Annotated in this window: 11 protein-coding genes and 1 pseudogene; 11 read left to right on the plus strand and 1 reads right to left on the minus strand. The window is 66.7% G+C overall.

The genetic code is table 11. The features are described from left to right. Positions 1-2: 2 nt before the first annotated feature. Complete coding sequence (locus PKE80_RS13160) at positions 3-1,382, minus strand: formimidoylglutamate deiminase (protein WP_271182852.1); 1,380 nt, start codon at positions 1,380-1,382, stop codon at positions 3-5. Positions 1,383-1,471: 89 nt separating this feature from the next. Between PKE80_RS13160 and hutI the strand changes: the two genes are divergently transcribed. The 11 genes and pseudogenes from hutI to PKE80_RS13215 all read left to right on the plus strand — a co-directional run bounded on the left by hutI (position 1,472) and on the right by PKE80_RS13215 (position 16,201). After that, positions 1,472-2,668, plus strand: coding sequence for an imidazolonepropionase (gene hutI / locus PKE80_RS13165; protein WP_271182853.1), 1,197 nt, complete (start codon positions 1,472-1,474; stop codon positions 2,666-2,668). Further along, positions 2,665-4,194 carry a histidine ammonia-lyase gene (gene hutH / locus PKE80_RS13170; RefSeq protein WP_271182854.1) on the plus strand — a complete coding sequence of 510 codons (1,530 nt, stop codon included), beginning with the start codon at positions 2,665-2,667 and terminating at the stop codon, positions 4,192-4,194. Before hutI ends, hutH begins: the two co-directional genes overlap by 4 nt. After that, a pseudogene (gene hutG / locus PKE80_RS13175) lies at positions 4,191-4,994 on the plus strand (N-formylglutamate deformylase); the annotation flags it as partial. The gene hutH and the pseudogene hutG, both read left to right, overlap by 4 nt. A 45-nt stretch (positions 4,995-5,039) precedes the next feature. Continuing rightward, the gene (gene hutU, locus PKE80_RS13180) at positions 5,040-6,704 is read left to right on the plus strand and encodes a urocanate hydratase (RefSeq protein ID WP_271183150.1); all 1,665 of its coding nucleotides are present in this window, start codon (positions 5,040-5,042) and stop codon (positions 6,702-6,704) included. A gap of 124 nt (positions 6,705-6,828) precedes the next feature. Further along, positions 6,829-7,359: a HutD/Ves family protein gene (locus PKE80_RS13185; RefSeq protein ID WP_271182855.1), complete on the plus strand. Its 531-nt coding sequence runs from the start codon at positions 6,829-6,831 to the stop codon at positions 7,357-7,359. Between the two features lie 48 nt (positions 7,360-7,407). Beyond that, positions 7,408-8,037, plus strand: coding sequence for an RNA polymerase sigma factor (locus tag PKE80_RS13190; RefSeq protein WP_271182856.1), 630 nt, complete (start codon positions 7,408-7,410; stop codon positions 8,035-8,037). Continuing rightward, positions 8,031-8,981 (plus strand): FecR family protein, encoded by a 951-nt coding sequence (locus tag PKE80_RS13195; protein ID WP_271182857.1) that lies wholly within the window; start codon positions 8,031-8,033, stop codon positions 8,979-8,981. Before PKE80_RS13190 ends, PKE80_RS13195 begins: the two co-directional genes overlap by 7 nt. A gap of 126 nt (positions 8,982-9,107) precedes the next feature. Continuing rightward, positions 9,108-12,119 (plus strand): TonB-dependent receptor, encoded by a 3,012-nt coding sequence (locus PKE80_RS13200; protein ID WP_271182858.1) that lies wholly within the window; start codon positions 9,108-9,110, stop codon positions 12,117-12,119. Between the two features lie 72 nt (positions 12,120-12,191). Continuing rightward, complete coding sequence (locus tag PKE80_RS13205) at positions 12,192-13,166, plus strand: alpha/beta hydrolase (RefSeq protein ID WP_271182859.1); 975 nt, start codon at positions 12,192-12,194, stop codon at positions 13,164-13,166. After that, positions 13,163-14,323 carry a pectinesterase family protein gene (locus PKE80_RS13210; protein WP_271182860.1) on the plus strand — a complete coding sequence of 387 codons (1,161 nt, stop codon included), beginning with the start codon at positions 13,163-13,165 and terminating at the stop codon, positions 14,321-14,323. Before PKE80_RS13205 ends, PKE80_RS13210 begins: the two co-directional genes overlap by 4 nt. Before the next feature lie 60 nt (positions 14,324-14,383). Continuing rightward, on the plus strand, positions 14,384-16,201 hold the full coding sequence (locus tag PKE80_RS13215; protein ID WP_271182861.1) for a putative bifunctional diguanylate cyclase/phosphodiesterase: 1,818 nt from the start codon (positions 14,384-14,386) through the stop codon (positions 16,199-16,201).

The following is a 16,201-nucleotide window of genomic DNA, read 5'->3' on the forward strand; positions in this document are numbered from 1 at the left end:
TCTCACGCGATCAGTGTCTCCAGTACCTTGGCATAGTCGCGGACCACCCGGTCGCGGGCATGATGACGCCCTTCGCTCACCAGCTTGTCGCCATGGCGCCACACGCAGTCAATGGCCGAGCGCCCGGCGGCGAAGACGAAGCTGTCGGTTATCGCATCGCCCGCCCTGTGCATCATGGCCGGATGGTCGAGGTTCAGGCTGATGATGTCGGCAGGCAGGCCGACCGCAATCCCGCCTTCGACGCCCAATGCAGCCGCCCCGCCCGTCAGCGCGCCCACGTAAAGGTCCGCGCCGGTGGAGCGCCCGCTCTCCCGGGCCATGACGTTGCGTGCGCGGCGCGTCAGGCGCTGGCCGTATTCGAGCAGGCGCAGTTCCTCGGCCGCGTCGATCAGCACGTTGGAATCGCTGCCGATGCCGTAGCGACCGTCTGCCTCCAGGAACCCCTCCACCGGAAACAGCCCGTCGCCGAGGTTTGCTTCGGTGATCGGGCAGAGCCCCGCCACCGCGCCGCTGCGCGCGGCGGCAACGGTTTCGCTTTCCGTCATGTGCGTGGCATGGACGAGGCACCAACGCGCGTCCACTTCGGCGTTGTCCAGCAGCCATTCGACCGGACGCCGGCCGCTCCATGCGAGGCAGTCGTCCACTTCCTTCACCTGCTCGGCGATGTGGATGTGGACCGGTCGGGCTTTCGCCAGCGGTTCGAGATCGCGCAGTTGATCGGGCGAAACGGCGCGCAGGGAATGCGGCGCCACGCCGACCACGGCATCAGGCAGCGCGCGGGCATGGGCCTCGGCGCCTTCGAGCAACCGCGCGTACTGGTCCAGATCGCTGATGAAGCGCGCCTGCGCATCGCTGGGCGGCTGCGCGCCGAACCCGGCGTAGCTGTAGAGGACCGGCAGCAGCGTCATGCCGATGCCGGTGTCCCCGGCCGCCGCCAGCACCGCCGCGCTCATCTGCGCGACGTCGGCGAAGGCGCGGCCCTCGCGGTCGTGGTGCACGTAATGGAACTCGCCGACGCGAGTGAAGCCGCCTTCCAGCATCTCGACATAGGCCATCGCCGCGATGGCGCGCACGTCGTCCGGGGTCATGCGCTGGACGAAGCGGTACATGATCTCGCGCCAGGTCCAGAAGCTGTCGTTCGCAGGGCCGCGCTGCTCGGCAAGGCCCGCCATGCCGCGCTGGAAGGCATGGCTGTGCAGGTTGGGCATTCCGGGCAGCGCGCAAGGGTGGCGCTCGTCCTCGGGCAAGCGTTCCGTATCCGCCTCGAGGGCAGCGATCCGCCCCTGCTCCAGCGTGACGCGGACATTCCGCGCCCAGCCTTCGGGCAGCAGACAATTCTCGAAAAACAATGGCCTGTGCGAGCCGTCCGACCTTGCCGACATGAATCTGCTCCTTGCTTCGATTTTTTGTCTATACATTAAATTTGAACGGTGCAATCACAATGGGCGAGGCAAACGAGGGCCACGGAATCATGCTGTACGACACCGTCTGGAAAGGCGCCCGGCTCGCTACGATGAGTGGTGAAGGCATCGGCGCGGTGGACCATGGCGTGATCGCGGCAAAGGACGGCATGATCGCTTACGCCGGACCTGCCGCCGATGTACCGACCCTCAATGCGAAGCGGATCGTCGACTGCGAAGGCCGCTGGATCACCCCGGGCCTGATCGACTGCCACACCCACCTGATCCACGGCGGCGACCGCGCGGCCGAGTTCGAGATGCGCCTGGGCGGCGCCTCCTACGAGGAGATCGCGCGGACCGGGGGCGGCATCGTCTCCACCATGCGCTCCACCCGCGCCGCGAGCGAGGACGAACTCGTCGCCGCCGCCCTGCCCCGCCTCGATGCGCTGATCGCGGAAGGCGCGACCACGGTGGAGGTCAAGTCCGGCTACGGCCTCGACCGCGACAGCGAGATCCGCATGCTGCGCGCCGCCCGCCGTCTGGGTGAAGAACGCGCGGTGTCCATCGCCACCACTTTCCTCGGCGCGCACGCCCTGCCGCCTGAGTTCGCGGGCGATGCGGACGTCTACATCGCCCTGCTCTGCGACGAAGTGCTGCCCGAGGTCGCCGCGCTCGGCCTTGCCGATGCGGTCGACGCCTTCTGCGAGGGCATCGGCTTCACCCCGGCGCAGACGGAGCGCATGTTCGCCGCCGCCGCGCGCCATGGCCTGCCGGTGAAGCTTCATGCCGAGCAGCTTTCCAACCTCCACGGCGCGGCCTTGGCGGCGCGGCACGGGGCGCTTTCCGCCGATCACCTCGAACATCTCGACGAGGCCGGGATCGCCGCCATGGCCGCATCGGGCACCGTCGCCACCTTGCTGCCGGGCGCGTACTATTTCGTGCGCGAGACGAAGCTGCCGCCGATCGAAGCCTTGCGCGCGGCCGGGGTGCCCATCGCACTGGCGACCGACTGCAATCCCGGCACGTCGCCGCTCACCTCGCTGCTGCTGACGATGAACATGGGCGCGACGCTGTTTCGCCTCACCGTCGCCGAATGCCTTGCCGGCGTCACCCGCAATGCCGCGCGCGCCCTCGGGCTTGCCGATCGCGGCACGCTGGAGGCGGGCAAGCGCTGCGATCTCGCCATCTGGGACGTCGAGCGTCCCGCGCAGCTGGTCTATCGCATGGGGTTCAATCCGCTCCATGCCCGCATCTGGAGTGGTCAATGAATCCTGTCCTGCTCACCCCCGGGGACATCCCGCTGGCGGACTGGCGCGCGGTCTATCGCGGCGCCGCCGTCACGCTCGACCCTGCCTGCGCGCCGCGCGTGGCGGAAAGCGCTGCCGCCGTCTCGCGCATTCTGGCGAAGGGCGCGCCGGTCTACGGCATCAACACCGGTTTCGGTAAGCTCGCCAGCGTGCGGATCGGCGACGAAGACCTCGCGACGCTCCAGCGCAACATCGTGCTGAGCCACGCGGCGGGCACGGGCGCGCCTTCGCCGGTGCCGGTGATCCGGCTGATGATGGCGCTGAAACTGGCCAGTCTGGCGCAGGGCGCCTCGGGCGTGCGGCCCGAGACGGTGGCGCTGCTGGAGGCCATGCTGGTCAAGGGGCTGACCCCGGTGGTGCCCAGCCAGGGCTCGGTCGGCGCGAGCGGCGACCTTGCCCCGCTCTCCCACATGGCCGCGACGATGATCGGCGTGGGCGAGATCTTCTATCAGGGTGAACGCCTGCCCGCCGCCGAGGCGCTGCACAGAGCGGCACTCACCAGCACTCAACTGGGGCCTAAAGAGGGCCTGGCGCTGCTCAACGGCACCCAGTTCTCCACCGCCAACGCGCTGGCCGGGCTGTTCGAGGCCGAACTGCTGTTCCGCTCGGCGCTCGTCACCGGCGCGCTCTCGACCGAGGCGGCCAAGGGTTCCGACACGCCGTTCGATCCGCGCATTCACACGCTAAGGCGTCATCGGGGTCAAATCGAGGTCGCCGATGCCCTGCGCGGCCTGATGACCGGCAGCGCCATCCGCGCCAGCCATCTGGAGAACGACGCGCGCGTGCAGGATCCCTACTGCCTGCGCTGTCAGCCGCAGGTCATGGGCGCCGCGCTCGACATTCTGCGCCAGGCCGCGACCACGCTGGAGATCGAGGCCAACGGCGTCTCCGACAACCCGCTGATCTTCCCGGAGACCGACGAGGCGCTGTCGGGCGGCAACTTCCATGCCGAGCCGGTCGCCTTCGCGGCCGACATGATTGCCATGGCCATCTGCGAGATCGGCTCGATCGCCGAGCGCCGCATCGCCATGCTGGTGGACCCGGCGCTGTCCGGCCTGCCCGCGTTCCTGACGCCGCGCCCCGGCCTCAATTCGGGGTTCATGATCCCGCAGGTGACCGCCGCCGCGCTGGTCAGCGAGAACAAGCAGCGCGCCTATCCGGCCAGCGTGGATTCGATCCCGACTTCGGCCAATCAGGAAGACCACGTCTCGATGGCCGCCCACGGCGCGCGCCGCCTGCTCGACATGGCGGAAAATGCGACCGCCGTGCTGGGCATCGAACTGCTCGCCGCCGCGCAGGGGTGCGACTTTCATGCCCCGCTCGCGTCCAGCGATGCGCTTGAGGCAGCCCGCGCAACCCTGCGTGACAAGGTGCCGACGCTGGAGGACGACCGCCATTTCCACCCCGACATGGAGGCGGCCAACCTGCTGGTCCGCTCGGGCGCGCTGCTTGCCTCGGCGGGCGACGCCCTCCCCGGTGTAGCGTGAGCGACTGGCTCAAGATCACTGAAGGCGACGCCCCCCTCATCGTCGCCTTCCCCCACGTCGGCACCCAGCTTGCCGACGTGGGGAACCAGTTCCGGTCCGAGTGGCTGGCCCGCCGCGATGCCGACTGGTGGGTGGATGACCTCTACGCCTTCGTCGCCGATCTTGGCGCCACGCTGGTCAGCACGCGCATCTCGCGCAGCGTGATCGACCTCAACCGCGATCCTTCGGGCGCCTCGCTCTATCCGGGGCAGGCGACGACCGAACTGTGCCCGACCACGACCTTCGACGGCGAGCCGCTCTACGCAGGCCAAGCGCCGGACGAGGCCGAGATCGCCCGCCGCCGCGCGCTCTGGTTCGATCCATACCATGCCGCGCTGCAGGCCCAGATCGACCGACTGCGCGCCGTCCATGGCCGCGTGGTGCTCTACGATGCCCACTCGATCCGCAGCCATGTACCGCGCCTGTTCGACGGCGAACTGCCGCAGTTCAACATCGGCACCAACGGCGGCAAGACCTGCGATCCCACCCTTGCCGCCGCCGTGGAGCAGATCTGCGCGGCTTCAGGCGAGAGCCATGTGCTCGACGGCCGCTTCCGGGGCGGCTGGACCACCCGGCATTACGGTCAGCCCGACAACGGCGTCCACGCCATCCAGATGGAACTCGCCATCCGCGGCTACATGGATGAACCCGACATCCCCACCGAGGCCAACTGGCCGCCCGCCTTCGATCCGGCACGCGCCGCCGCGCTCACCGAAACCCTTTCCCAGATCATGAAGGCTGCCCGCGCCTTCGCTCTTCAGCCCACGCCTTCGCTCTTCAGCCCACGCCTTCTCAGGACGCCTGACATGACCCGTATCGACAATACCCGCGTCATCAAGCCCGCCACCGGCACGCAGCTTTCCGCGAAAAGCTGGCTAACCGAAGCGCCTTTGCGCATGCTGATGAACAACCTCCACCCCGACGTCGCCGAGCGGCCCGAGGAGCTGGTGGTCTACGGCGGCATCGGCCGCGCCGCGCGGGACTGGGAGAGCTACGACCGGATCGTCGAGACCCTCCAGCGGCTGGAAGACAACGAGACGCTGCTGGTGCAGTCGGGCAAGCCGGTCGGCGTGTTCCGCACCCATGCCGATGCGCCGCGCGTGCTGATCGCCAATTCCAACCTCGTTCCGCACTGGGCGAACTGGGAGCACTTCAACGAACTCGATAAGTGCGGCCTTGCCATGTACGGGCAGATGACCGCCGGTTCGTGGATCTATATCGGCACGCAGGGCATCGTTCAGGGCACGTACGAGACGTTCGTGGAGATGGGCCGCCAGCACCATGGCGGCGACCTTTCGGGCAAGTGGCTGCTGACGGCGGGCCTTGGCGGCATGGGCGGCGCGCAGCCGCTGGCGGCGGTCATGGCGGGCGCGTCGTGCCTTGCCATCGAGTGCCAGCCCAGCCGGATCGAGATGCGCCTGCGCACCGGCTATCTCGACAAGTCCGCCGCCACCATCGAAGAGGCCATGGCCATCATCGAGCAGGCGAAGGCGGACGGCAAGCCCGTCTCGGTCGGCCTTCTGGGCAATGCCGCCGAGCTGCTGCCCGAAATCTACGCGCGCGGCATTCGCCCCGACCTGCTGACCGACCAGACCAGCGCCCACGATCCGATCAACGGCTACCTCCCCGCAGGCTGGACCGTCGCCGAATGGATCGAACGGCGCGAGCGCGAACCCGAGGCAGTCGCCAAGGCCGCCAAGGCATCGATGGCACAGCATGTGCGCGCGATGCTGGACTTTCAGGCGGCCGGGGTTCCCACCACCGACTACGGCAACAACATCCGCCAGGTCGCGCTGGACGAGGGCGTGGCGAACGCCTTCGACTTCCCCGGCTTCGTGCCCGCCTATATCCGCCCGCTGTTCTGCCGGGGCGTCGGACCGTTCCGCTGGGCCGCACTTTCGGGCGATCCGGAGGACATCTACAAGACCGACGCCAAGGTGAAGGAGCTGCTGCCCGACAACGCGCACCTGCACAACTGGCTCGACATGGCGCGCGAGAAGATCCACTTCCAGGGCCTTCCAGCGCGCATCTGCTGGGTAGGTCTGGGCGACCGCCACCGCCTCGGCCTCGCCTTCAATGAGATGGTCGCGAAGGGCGAACTCAAGGCCCCGGTCGTGATCGGCCGCGACCACCTCGACAGCGGCTCGGTCGCCTCGCCCAACCGTGAGACCGAGGCGATGCAGGACGGGTCGGACGCGGTGTCGGACTGGCCGCTGCTCAACGCCCTGCTCAACACCGCCAGCGGCGCGACATGGGTGTCGCTGCACCACGGCGGCGGCGTGGGCATGGGCTTCTCGCAGCATTCGGGCATGGTGATCGTGGCCGACGGCACGCCCGAGGCAGCCGCACGGCTTGAGCGCGTGCTGTGGAACGACCCGGCCACCGGCGTCATGCGCCATGCCGACGCGGGCTACGAGATCGCGCGGGACTGCGCGGTGGAAAAGGGGCTGGACCTGCCGGGCATCCTGTAATCCTTCCCCCATGCTCGTCATTGCGAGCGCAGCGAAGCAATCCAGGGCCGCGTAAACCGCCCTGGATTGCTTCGTCGGCTTCGCCTCCTCGCAATGACGAATGTATTTTCATGAGTATCCGCCCATGACCATCGCCCGCATCATCCGCGCCGCCGACTGCCCGGAGGTTCCGTGGAAGAACGGCGGCGGCACCACGCGCGAGATCGCCGTCTGCCCGCCCGGCGCGGGGATGGGCGATTTCCTGTGGCGGCTCAGCATGGCGCGCGTCGAGCAGGCCGGACCGTTCTCGTCATTCGATGGCATCGACCGAACGCTGGCAGTGCTCGAAGGCACCCTGCATTTATCCGGAGCCGTCGACGCAGTACTCGACCCCGTCAGCGCGCCCTTCCCTTTCGACGGCGCGGCGAACGTCGAGGGCGTCCCGCTGGGCGGGGCAGTTCTCGACCTCAACGCCATGGTCCGGCGCGGCACTTACAATTGCGAGATGCAGCGCCTGCCCCCCGGCACAATGGTCACCCCCGCAGGCACGACGTTCCTCCTTGCACTCGAAGCGCAAACACTCGACGACACCGATCTCGGCTATCTCGACTGTGCCCGGATCGACGCTCCGGTCACCACCGCAGGCCCAGTGTTGCTGGTCCGCTTCCTCTCCTGAAAAAATTTACGCCAGCACGGAAGGAATTTTCCGCGCCGTGTCTCTTTCATGGCAAACGGGAAATCCGAATGCCTGAGGGAGGGTGCCACGCCAGGGGAGGCAGACAAGGAACTTGCGCGGCGACGCGGGACGGCCCTCTGGGTCGCGCGCGAGATCGTGCCCCATGAGGCGCGGGTCCGCCGCTGGCTGGCCCGGTCGCGCCTCTCGCCGGAGGACGTGGACGAGGTGATGCAGGAAGCCTACTGCCGGATCGCGATGCTGCCCTCGGTCGACCACATCGACCGGCCGCTGGCCTATATGTTCTCGATCACCCGCAACCTGTTGCTGCGTCGTCTCAGGCGCCAGCAGGTCGTGGTGCTGGAGGCCGTGAGCGAGATCGAGACATGGCAGGACGAAACCCCCTCGCCCGAGGAACAGGCCGCGAGCCGCATCAGCTACGAGCGGGTCCTGGCCATCATCGGCCGCCTGCCGGAACGGTGCCGCCGCGTGGTGGAACTGCGCAAGATCGAGGGCTGGTCCCAGAAGGAAATCGCCGCCCATCTCGGCATGACCGAGAAGGCAGTGGAGAAGCAGGTCTGGACCGGCGTGCGCGCCATCCGCGATGCATGGCTGCAGGCCGAGGCACTGAGCGAGAACCGCATGCTCGGCGCCGATCGCCGGGAGGCGCGGTCATGGTGACGCTCGCAGGCGATCAGGCCCGCGACGAGGCGGCGCGGTTCGTGGCGCGCATGGACGCCGACGACTGGACCGAAGCCGACGAGAGCGAACTTCAGGCATGGCTGGCCGAAGACCCGCTGCGTCAGGGCCTGCTGCTGCAGGTACAGGCACAGTGGCTGGCGCTGACCCCCGAGGTCGAGGCACCGGCTGTCCCCGTCGAGGAGGAAGAGGAACCCGCACAATCCGGCTGGGGTCGTCGCGGCGTGCTGGCGGGGCTGGCGGCATCGGCTGCGCTCGCCTTCGTCGGGCTGCGCTGGAGCCAGAGCCCGGCAGCTTATACGACGAAGCTCGGCGAAATCCGGCGCCTGCCGCTGCCGGACGGCTCGGTGATGACGATGAATTCGGGCAGCGAACTGACCGTCAGCATGGCGACCAAGCTGCGCGAGGTGCAACTCGCGCAGGGCGAGGCATGGTTCGAGGTCGCCAAGGATGCGCAGCGCCCCTTCGTCGTCGCGGCCGGGAACGTCCGCGTGCGCGCCGTGGGAACGGCCTTCTCGGTGCGGCGGCGTGAAACCGGGGTCGAGATCCTCGTCACCGAGGGCATCGTGGAAACCTGGGCGGACGGCGACCAGAGCCTGCGCATGAAGCTGGAGGCCGGGGACCGCGCGATGCTTAGCGCCCATGCGGTGATCGACTACGAAACCGGCATCTCGTCATCCGTCGACCGGGCGCTGGCATGGCGCGGCGGCATGATCGACCTCAACGGGCGCACGCTCTACGACGCGGCGGACGAGTTCAACCGCTACAACCAGCGCCAGATCATCATCGCCGACCCGCGCGTCGCCCGCGAGGAGTTCGACGGCCTGTTCCGCGTCAACGACCCCGAAGGCTTCGCCGAAGCGGTGAAGGCCAGCCTCAGAGTGTCGCTCGACACCAGCAATCCGAACCTCATTCGGATCGAATGATAAATTTTTTTGAGATGACGAGAAGGAATATCCGCTCCGGAGACTCTTAAAGGGCACAGGTGAAAAGAAACCTGACGGATCGGGACATTGGGAGGGATAATGAATACTTCGGACATTCGGAGTGCCTTGTTCGCATCATCTGCGATCATGTGCATGGTAGCCTCGCCGGTTCAGGCGGCAGCGCAGACGCGGCAGTTCGCGATCGAGGCGCAGCCTGCCGAAACCGCGATCAGCCAGCTTGGCCGACAGGGCGACATCCAGATCATCGCAGCGCGCCGCCTGACGCATGCCGTACGCACCAATGCCGTGCGCGGCGAGATGAGCGTGGACGACGCGCTGAACCGCCTGCTGGCGGGGACCGGTCTCACCGCCCGCCGCACCGGGCCGGGTTCTTATGCCATCGTCGCCCGCGCCACGCCTCCGATGTCGCCGCGCACTCTGACGCAGACCAGCCTGACCGCGGCCCCGAGTGTACAGGCGCCCGTCGCCGCCGCACAGGCCGCGTCCCCGGCGGCAGAGGCCGCGGCGGCGGATGAGGAACCGGCTGCGAACTCCGAAATCCTCGTCACCGGCTTTCGCGGCAGCCTCGCCAAGGCGCAGGACCTGAAGCGCCGCGCGGTGAACCTCACCGAAAGCATCATGGCCGAGGACATGGCCAAGATGCCCGACCTCAACCTCTCGGAATCGATCCAGCGCCTGCCCGGCGTCGCGATCTCCCGCGAAGGGGGCGAAGGCCGCAACATCACCCTGCGCGGCTTTTCGCCCGACTTCACCCGCACGACGCTGAATGGCATGGAAGTGCCCGCCAGCAGCGACGGCCTCGATTCCGGCGGCTTCACCATCAATGCCGGCCGCGCTTTCGACTTCCACGTCTTCGCGTCCGAACTGTTCAACCGCATCGACGTGCAGAAGACCCAGCGCGCCTCGATCGAGGAAGGCGGCATCGCCGGCACCGTCGATCTCTATTCGGCCAAGCCCTTCGACTTCAAGGGCTTCCATGTCGTCGGATCGGCGCAGGGCGGGTACAACACGATGACGCGCAAGGTCGATCCGCGCGCCACCGTGATGATTTCCGACACCTTCGCCGACGACCGCATCGGCTTCCTGCTTTCCGCTGCCTATTCCAAACGCACCGTCTACCAGGAAGGCTTCTCCAGCGTGCGCTGGACTTCGCCTTACGTGAACGGCGACAGCTGGGCGGACACCAACCCGACCGTCACCGGCACGCCCGAGGATTGCGGCGCCGCCGACCGCCTCGACTGCCTGTGGGCGCCGCGCCTGCCGCGTGCGGACTTCTTCGGCAACGACCAGAAGCGCCTCGGCCTGACCGGCTCGATCCAGGCCAAGCCTATCGACGGGCTGACGCTCAGTCTGGACGCGCTCTATTCGCAGCTCGACAACGACCGCTACAGCTACAACTCGATGGAGTGGCTGCTGACCCACGGCACCCCGGGCAACTTCGTCGGCCAGACCCCGCTGTCGTTCACCGTCGCGCCTGACGGCAAGCAGCTGGTCGCCGCCGCTTTCGACGACGTGACATCGTGGTACGAAAGCCGCCACCAGACCTCGACCTCCAAGTTCCGCCAGTTCGTGTTCTCGGGCGACTACGAGGTGACGAGCAACCTCAAGATCGACGCCATGGTCGGCAAGGCGCGCGACACCGCCGATCGCACCGAGCTGCGCTTCTACGCCCGCTCGGTGCCGCACTACTATGCCTACGACTATTCGGACAGCAAGGACGTCGCCAAAGTCGATTACGGTGATTACGACCCGAACGATGCCACCAACTTCATCAACGCGACGACGCCCGCCAATCGCCTGAACAACGTCGTGAAGGACAACTTCACGGCCAAGACCAACGCCACCTTCACCAAGGGCCGCTTCACCGCGCAGGCGGGCTTCGCCTACAACCGCCGCCTCGTGCGCTATTCAGAGGCTCAGGGCGAGCTGCCCACCTTCGATCCGTCCAGCTACATGACCGCCTTCCCGTACAGTCACTTCGGCAGCGGCGTGGTTTCCGGGGGCCTGCCGACGTTCGCGGTGATGGACTTCGACGCGATCGGATCGTCGGGCCTTTTCTCAGGCAACTACACCACCAACGTCGCAGCGGGCTGGGAAGTGGTTGAAAAGACCACCGGCGGCTACGGCGAAGTGACGGGTGAGATCGACATCGGTTCGATGACCCTGCGCCTCGACGGCGGCGCGCGCTGGGTGCGTACGGACGTGGAATCCAGCGCGGTGATCTCCGGATCGCCGGTCGACGTGAAGCGGCATTACGACAACTTCCTGCCCTCGTTCAACGCGGCGCTGAACATCACGCCCGACCTCGTGGCGCGCTTCGCCTATGCCCGTTCGATGACGCGGCCGGGCCTCGCCTCGCTCAACATCGCCGCGCCCGTGTTCGAATACACCACGCGCACGGTGAGCAACCTCGGCAATCCCGCGCTCAAGCCCTACCTGTCGAATGACTTCGACCTCGGCTTCGAGTGGTACTTCAGCAAGGGCGGCCTGTTCTCGGTGGGCGTGTTCAAGAAGAACATCATCAGCTCGCTGACCACCTCGGTGGTGCAACAGTCGGTCCCGCAGGAATACTGGGCCGCGATCTATGCCGATCCCCGCTACGACGCTTCGTACCAGGCGGACCCGGCGACCGCACAGTACACCTTCTACAGCACCGTGAACTCATCGGACGGCAACAGCGTGAAGGGGCTGGAGGCGACGCTCAACGTGCCGTTCACGTTCCTGCCGGGCGCGCTTTCGTACTTCGGCATCGCATCGAACTACACCCATGTCTCGGCGCGCGATTCCACGGGGTTGTCGCCCAACTCCTACAATTTCACGGCCTATTATGACACCGGTGACCTTGGCCTTCGCCTCTCGATCAACAAGCGCGACGACTATCTGTTGAGCCAACCGGGCGGCAACGGCCACGTGCAGGAACGCAAGTACGGGCCGACGCAAGTGGACTTCTCGGCCTACTACAACCTGACCAAGCAGATCAGCGTCAACCTGCAGGGGATCAACATCACCAACGAACGGGAGCGCATCTACGGCACCGGCGACGGAACTCAGTATCTGGTGCGCGAATTCTCCAAGACCGGCGCGCAGTGGTTCGTGGGCGCCCGCTACCAGTTCTGATACCTTGAAGGACCGCTGCCCAATACCCCTCGGGTGGCGGTCCTCTTTTTCGTTTGTCGGGAGTGATATAGAGTGCCGGGTTCAAGCAAGTTCGCATGTGCGCTGGCCCTCGCCGCCATGCTCCTGCCGGGCCATGCCCCGGCACGCGAGGTGGATGACAGCTACACGATCGGCCAGCGCTTCGCAAAGTACCGGGACAAGTTTCCCGGGATTGCATGGCCTGCCGTGACGTGGAAAGCGGGCCAGTCGGTGCTGTTCGACCGGCCCTACAAGAATACCGGCACCCGCGACCTGCACATCGACGTGTTCCGCCCCTCGGCGGGAGCCAACCGGCAGGGCATTCTGCTCGTCCACGGCGGAGGCTGGCGCGCGGGGGCGAAGACGCATTTCTATGCGCTGGCGAACCTCCTTGCCCAGCGCGGATACACCGTGTTCCTGCCGGAGTTCCGTCTATCGGTCGAGGCGGCCTATCCGGCGGGGATGATCGACATCGGCGACGCACTGGCATGGACACGCGCGCATGCAGCCGAATTCGACGTCGATCCCTCCCGCATCGCCGTGGGCGGCGCGTCGTCCGGCGGGCAGATGGCCTCGCTGCTCGCCTATGCCGGACCTTCGGGCCTGTTCGGCTCGGGCACGGAGCGCACCGCCGCCGCGCTGATCGACCTCGACGGCGTGCTGGACTTCACCACCCCGCAGGCGCTGCAGTTCGAGAATGCCGCCGGGGAGGCATCGCCCGCCGCGCGCTGGCTCGGCGGTTCCTACGAGCACGCCGCCGCACGCTGGAAGGAAGCGAGCGGCGCCAGCCATGTCGGCGCACAGTCACCGCCGACGCTGATCGTCAGCAGCGGCATCCCGCGCTTCACCGAAGGCAAGGCCACGGTGCTCGCCTCCCTCGAACATCACGGCATCGCCCATCGTTTCTTCGCCTTCGAGAATGCGCCGCACGATTTCTGGCTGTTCGAACCGTGGCTGCCCCGCGTCGCGGAGCAGATCGACGGCTTCCTCAAAACCCTTCAACCGACGCGAGGGAGCGCACCTGAATGATCCGCAGACTTGCGTTCACATTGGCAGCGATGCTGTCCACCGGAACCGCGATGGCGGCGCCGACCGAGTACGTCGTGCGGCCCTCGTGCGGGGACGGCGCGGCGCCGTGCTACACGTCGATCCAACGTGCGCTCGACGCGGCAGCGCGCGACGGTTCCGAAAACTGGATCACGATCCGCGTGGCACCGGGCGACTATGCGGAGAAGCCGGTGATCTCCCGCAATCGCCTGCGCCTGATCGGCAGCGGCGCGCAGCGCACGCGGGTTCACTTCGGCGCCGTAGCCCAAACCGCGAAAGGCTGGCACCGCGACGGCTGGGGCACGCCCGGCTCGGCGACGCTGATGGTGGACGCAAAGGACGTCGTGATCCGCGACCTGACCATCGAGAACACCTTCGATTACCTTGCCAATGACCGCCACCCGCAAGGCAGCGCGGAGCGGATCGCCAACCCGCAGGCCGTCGCCCTGCTCCTCGACGTGCACAGCGACCGCGTGCTCGTCGATCGCACGGCAATCCTCGGCTATCAGGATACGCTGTTCACCAACGGCGACCGGGCGCTGGTGCGCCGCAGCCTGGTGGCGGGCAACATCGACTTCATCTTCGGCAACGGGCAACTGCTGATCGAGGACAGCGAGATCCGCTCCCGTCCGCGCAGTGAGCCTTATGTTCCGGGCGAGTTCCAGTCCTTCATCGCCGCGCCATCGACCCAGTTGTCGCAGGCGCACGGCATCGTCATCTACCGCTCGCGCCTGACCCGCGAGGCCGGGGTGCCCGACGGCGCCGTAGCGCTCGCGCGGCCATGGCATCCGACGACGCGCTTCGCCGACGGACGCTATGCCGACCCTGCGGCCGTCGGACAGGCGATCTTCATCGACTGCTTCATGGACCGGCATATCCACCCGGACCACTGGACGACGATGAACGGCACCGCCCGCGACGGCACCATGACCGGGGTGTTCCGACCGCAGGACTCCCGCTTCTGGGAGACCGGCTCCCAAGGCCCCGGCGCGAAAGCGCGCGATATCGGCATGACCTGGCGCGAGACCGCAGGCATCGACGCGATCCGGCGCGATATCCTTGCAGGATGGGATGTACAGGACGAACCGCATCGAACCAGCGCCGCAGCGAAGGCGAAACCACCGCGCGTCATTCAGTAGAGGATGAAAAATTAACCTTCGTGCAGCAGACTGCCTCCCGGCTGACCAGGTTGGGAGGCGATGACCGCTTTACAGAATACGATCCTCGAGATGATCGCCAGGGGAGAGACGCTGGCCGACACGGCCTTGCGGCTGTGCCTTGAAGTCGAGCGCCTCGTTCCCGGCGTGATCTGTTCGGTGGTGACGGTCGATACGCTAGGGCGCATCCATACACTTGCCGCGCCCGGCCTCCCGCACGCCTTCTGCGCTGCAATCGAAGGGATCAGCATCGGTCCGGAAGTCGGCACATGCGGGACCGCCGCCTATCATGGGCAGGAGATCACGACCGCCGACATCGCCAACGATCCGCGCTGGACGGACTTCAGACACTTCATCCTTCCACTGGGCCTGAGAGCGTGCTGGTCCCATCCGATATTTGATGCGCAGCGCCACGCCATTGCGACATTCGCCTTCTACTATCGCGAAATGCGCGGCCCGTCGCAGCTTGAACGCGATATCGTCGCGCAGTGCGTCGACTTGTGCTCGATCGCGCTGGATCGTCAGCGGCGGGTGATCGAGTATGAGCGGCGAGCCAATACCGATGCCCTTACCGGGCTTGCCAACCGGGGCGCCTTCAACGCCGCGCTGCACCGGCTCGACGGGGCCGATCCGGGCAGCTGGGCTCTGTTTCTGCTCGACGTGGACAACCTAAAGTTCGTCAACGACACCTTCGGGCACCGTGCGGGCGATCTTCTGCTTCAGCAGATTTCGGATCGCTTGACCATCGCCGCCTATCCCGACCGCGCATATCGCATCGGCGGTGATGAATTCGCGATAGTGATCGAAAGCGAGGCCGCGCTGCGCGACCTCGAACGCACGGCACAGTTCTATATCGACGAAATCTCCGTGACGGCCAATTGCGCTGGTCACGTCGTCTCGCCGGGTGCCACCATCGGTCTTGCCGAATACTCGCTTGCCGACACCACGGCCGAACAGGTGCGCCAGAACGCCGACTTCGCGCTTTATCACGCCAAGGAGACCGCGCGGGGGGGATTCGTGCGCTACTGGCCGGGTATCGGCAGCCGGATGACGCAGCGGCTCACCGCGATACGCGACGTTAACGCTGCACTCCGCGAGAACCGGATCGAGGCGCATTATCAACCCGTGGTCGATATTCACAGCGGCCAGGTAATCGGTCTTGAGGCCCTTTGCCGCATGCGGATCGGTGATCGCGTCGTACCTGCCGCCTCGTTCCACGAAGCCACGATCGACTCGCAGATCGCCAGCGCCCTGACCCAGCGCATGATGGCGTCCGTAGCGCGCGACATCGCAGAATGGATTGCCGGCGGCATCGCCGTGCCGCAGGTGAGCATCAACGTCTCGTCCGCCGACTTCCACGGCGCTTCGATCTACGGTGTGCTGAGCGAGACCTTCGAGCGCGAAGGGGTGCCCCTCGGCCATGTCAGCCTGGAGGTGACCGAATCGGTTTTCATGGACGACGCCGGTGTCGTGCGCCGATCGGTCGAGGCTCTGCGCGCCAAGGGGCTCAAGGTCGCTCTCGACGATTTCGGCACCGGCTATGCCTCGCTCACGCACCTGATGAGCGTGCCTGTGGACTACATCAAGATCGACAAGTCCTTCATAGATTGTATCGTTTCGCATGCACCCAGCCAGATCATCGTCGAAGGCATCATCGACATCGCTACCAAGCTGGGCATCCAGGTGGTGGCCGAAGGTATCGAAACGGCAGGCCAGGCAAGAAAGCTCATGGCGCTTGGTTGCACGCTGGGGCAAGGATTCCTCTACTCACGCGCGGTGCCGGGCGATGCTGCGGGAGTGCTGATGACCGCCAAGTCCGGTAAAAAGCACATCAGCTTGACGGCTGGACGGTTACAATAG

Origin of the sequence: Novosphingobium resinovorum, from assembly GCF_027922145.1 — a bacterium.
Lineage (GTDB): Bacteria > Pseudomonadota > Alphaproteobacteria > Sphingomonadales > Sphingomonadaceae > Novosphingobium > Novosphingobium resinovorum.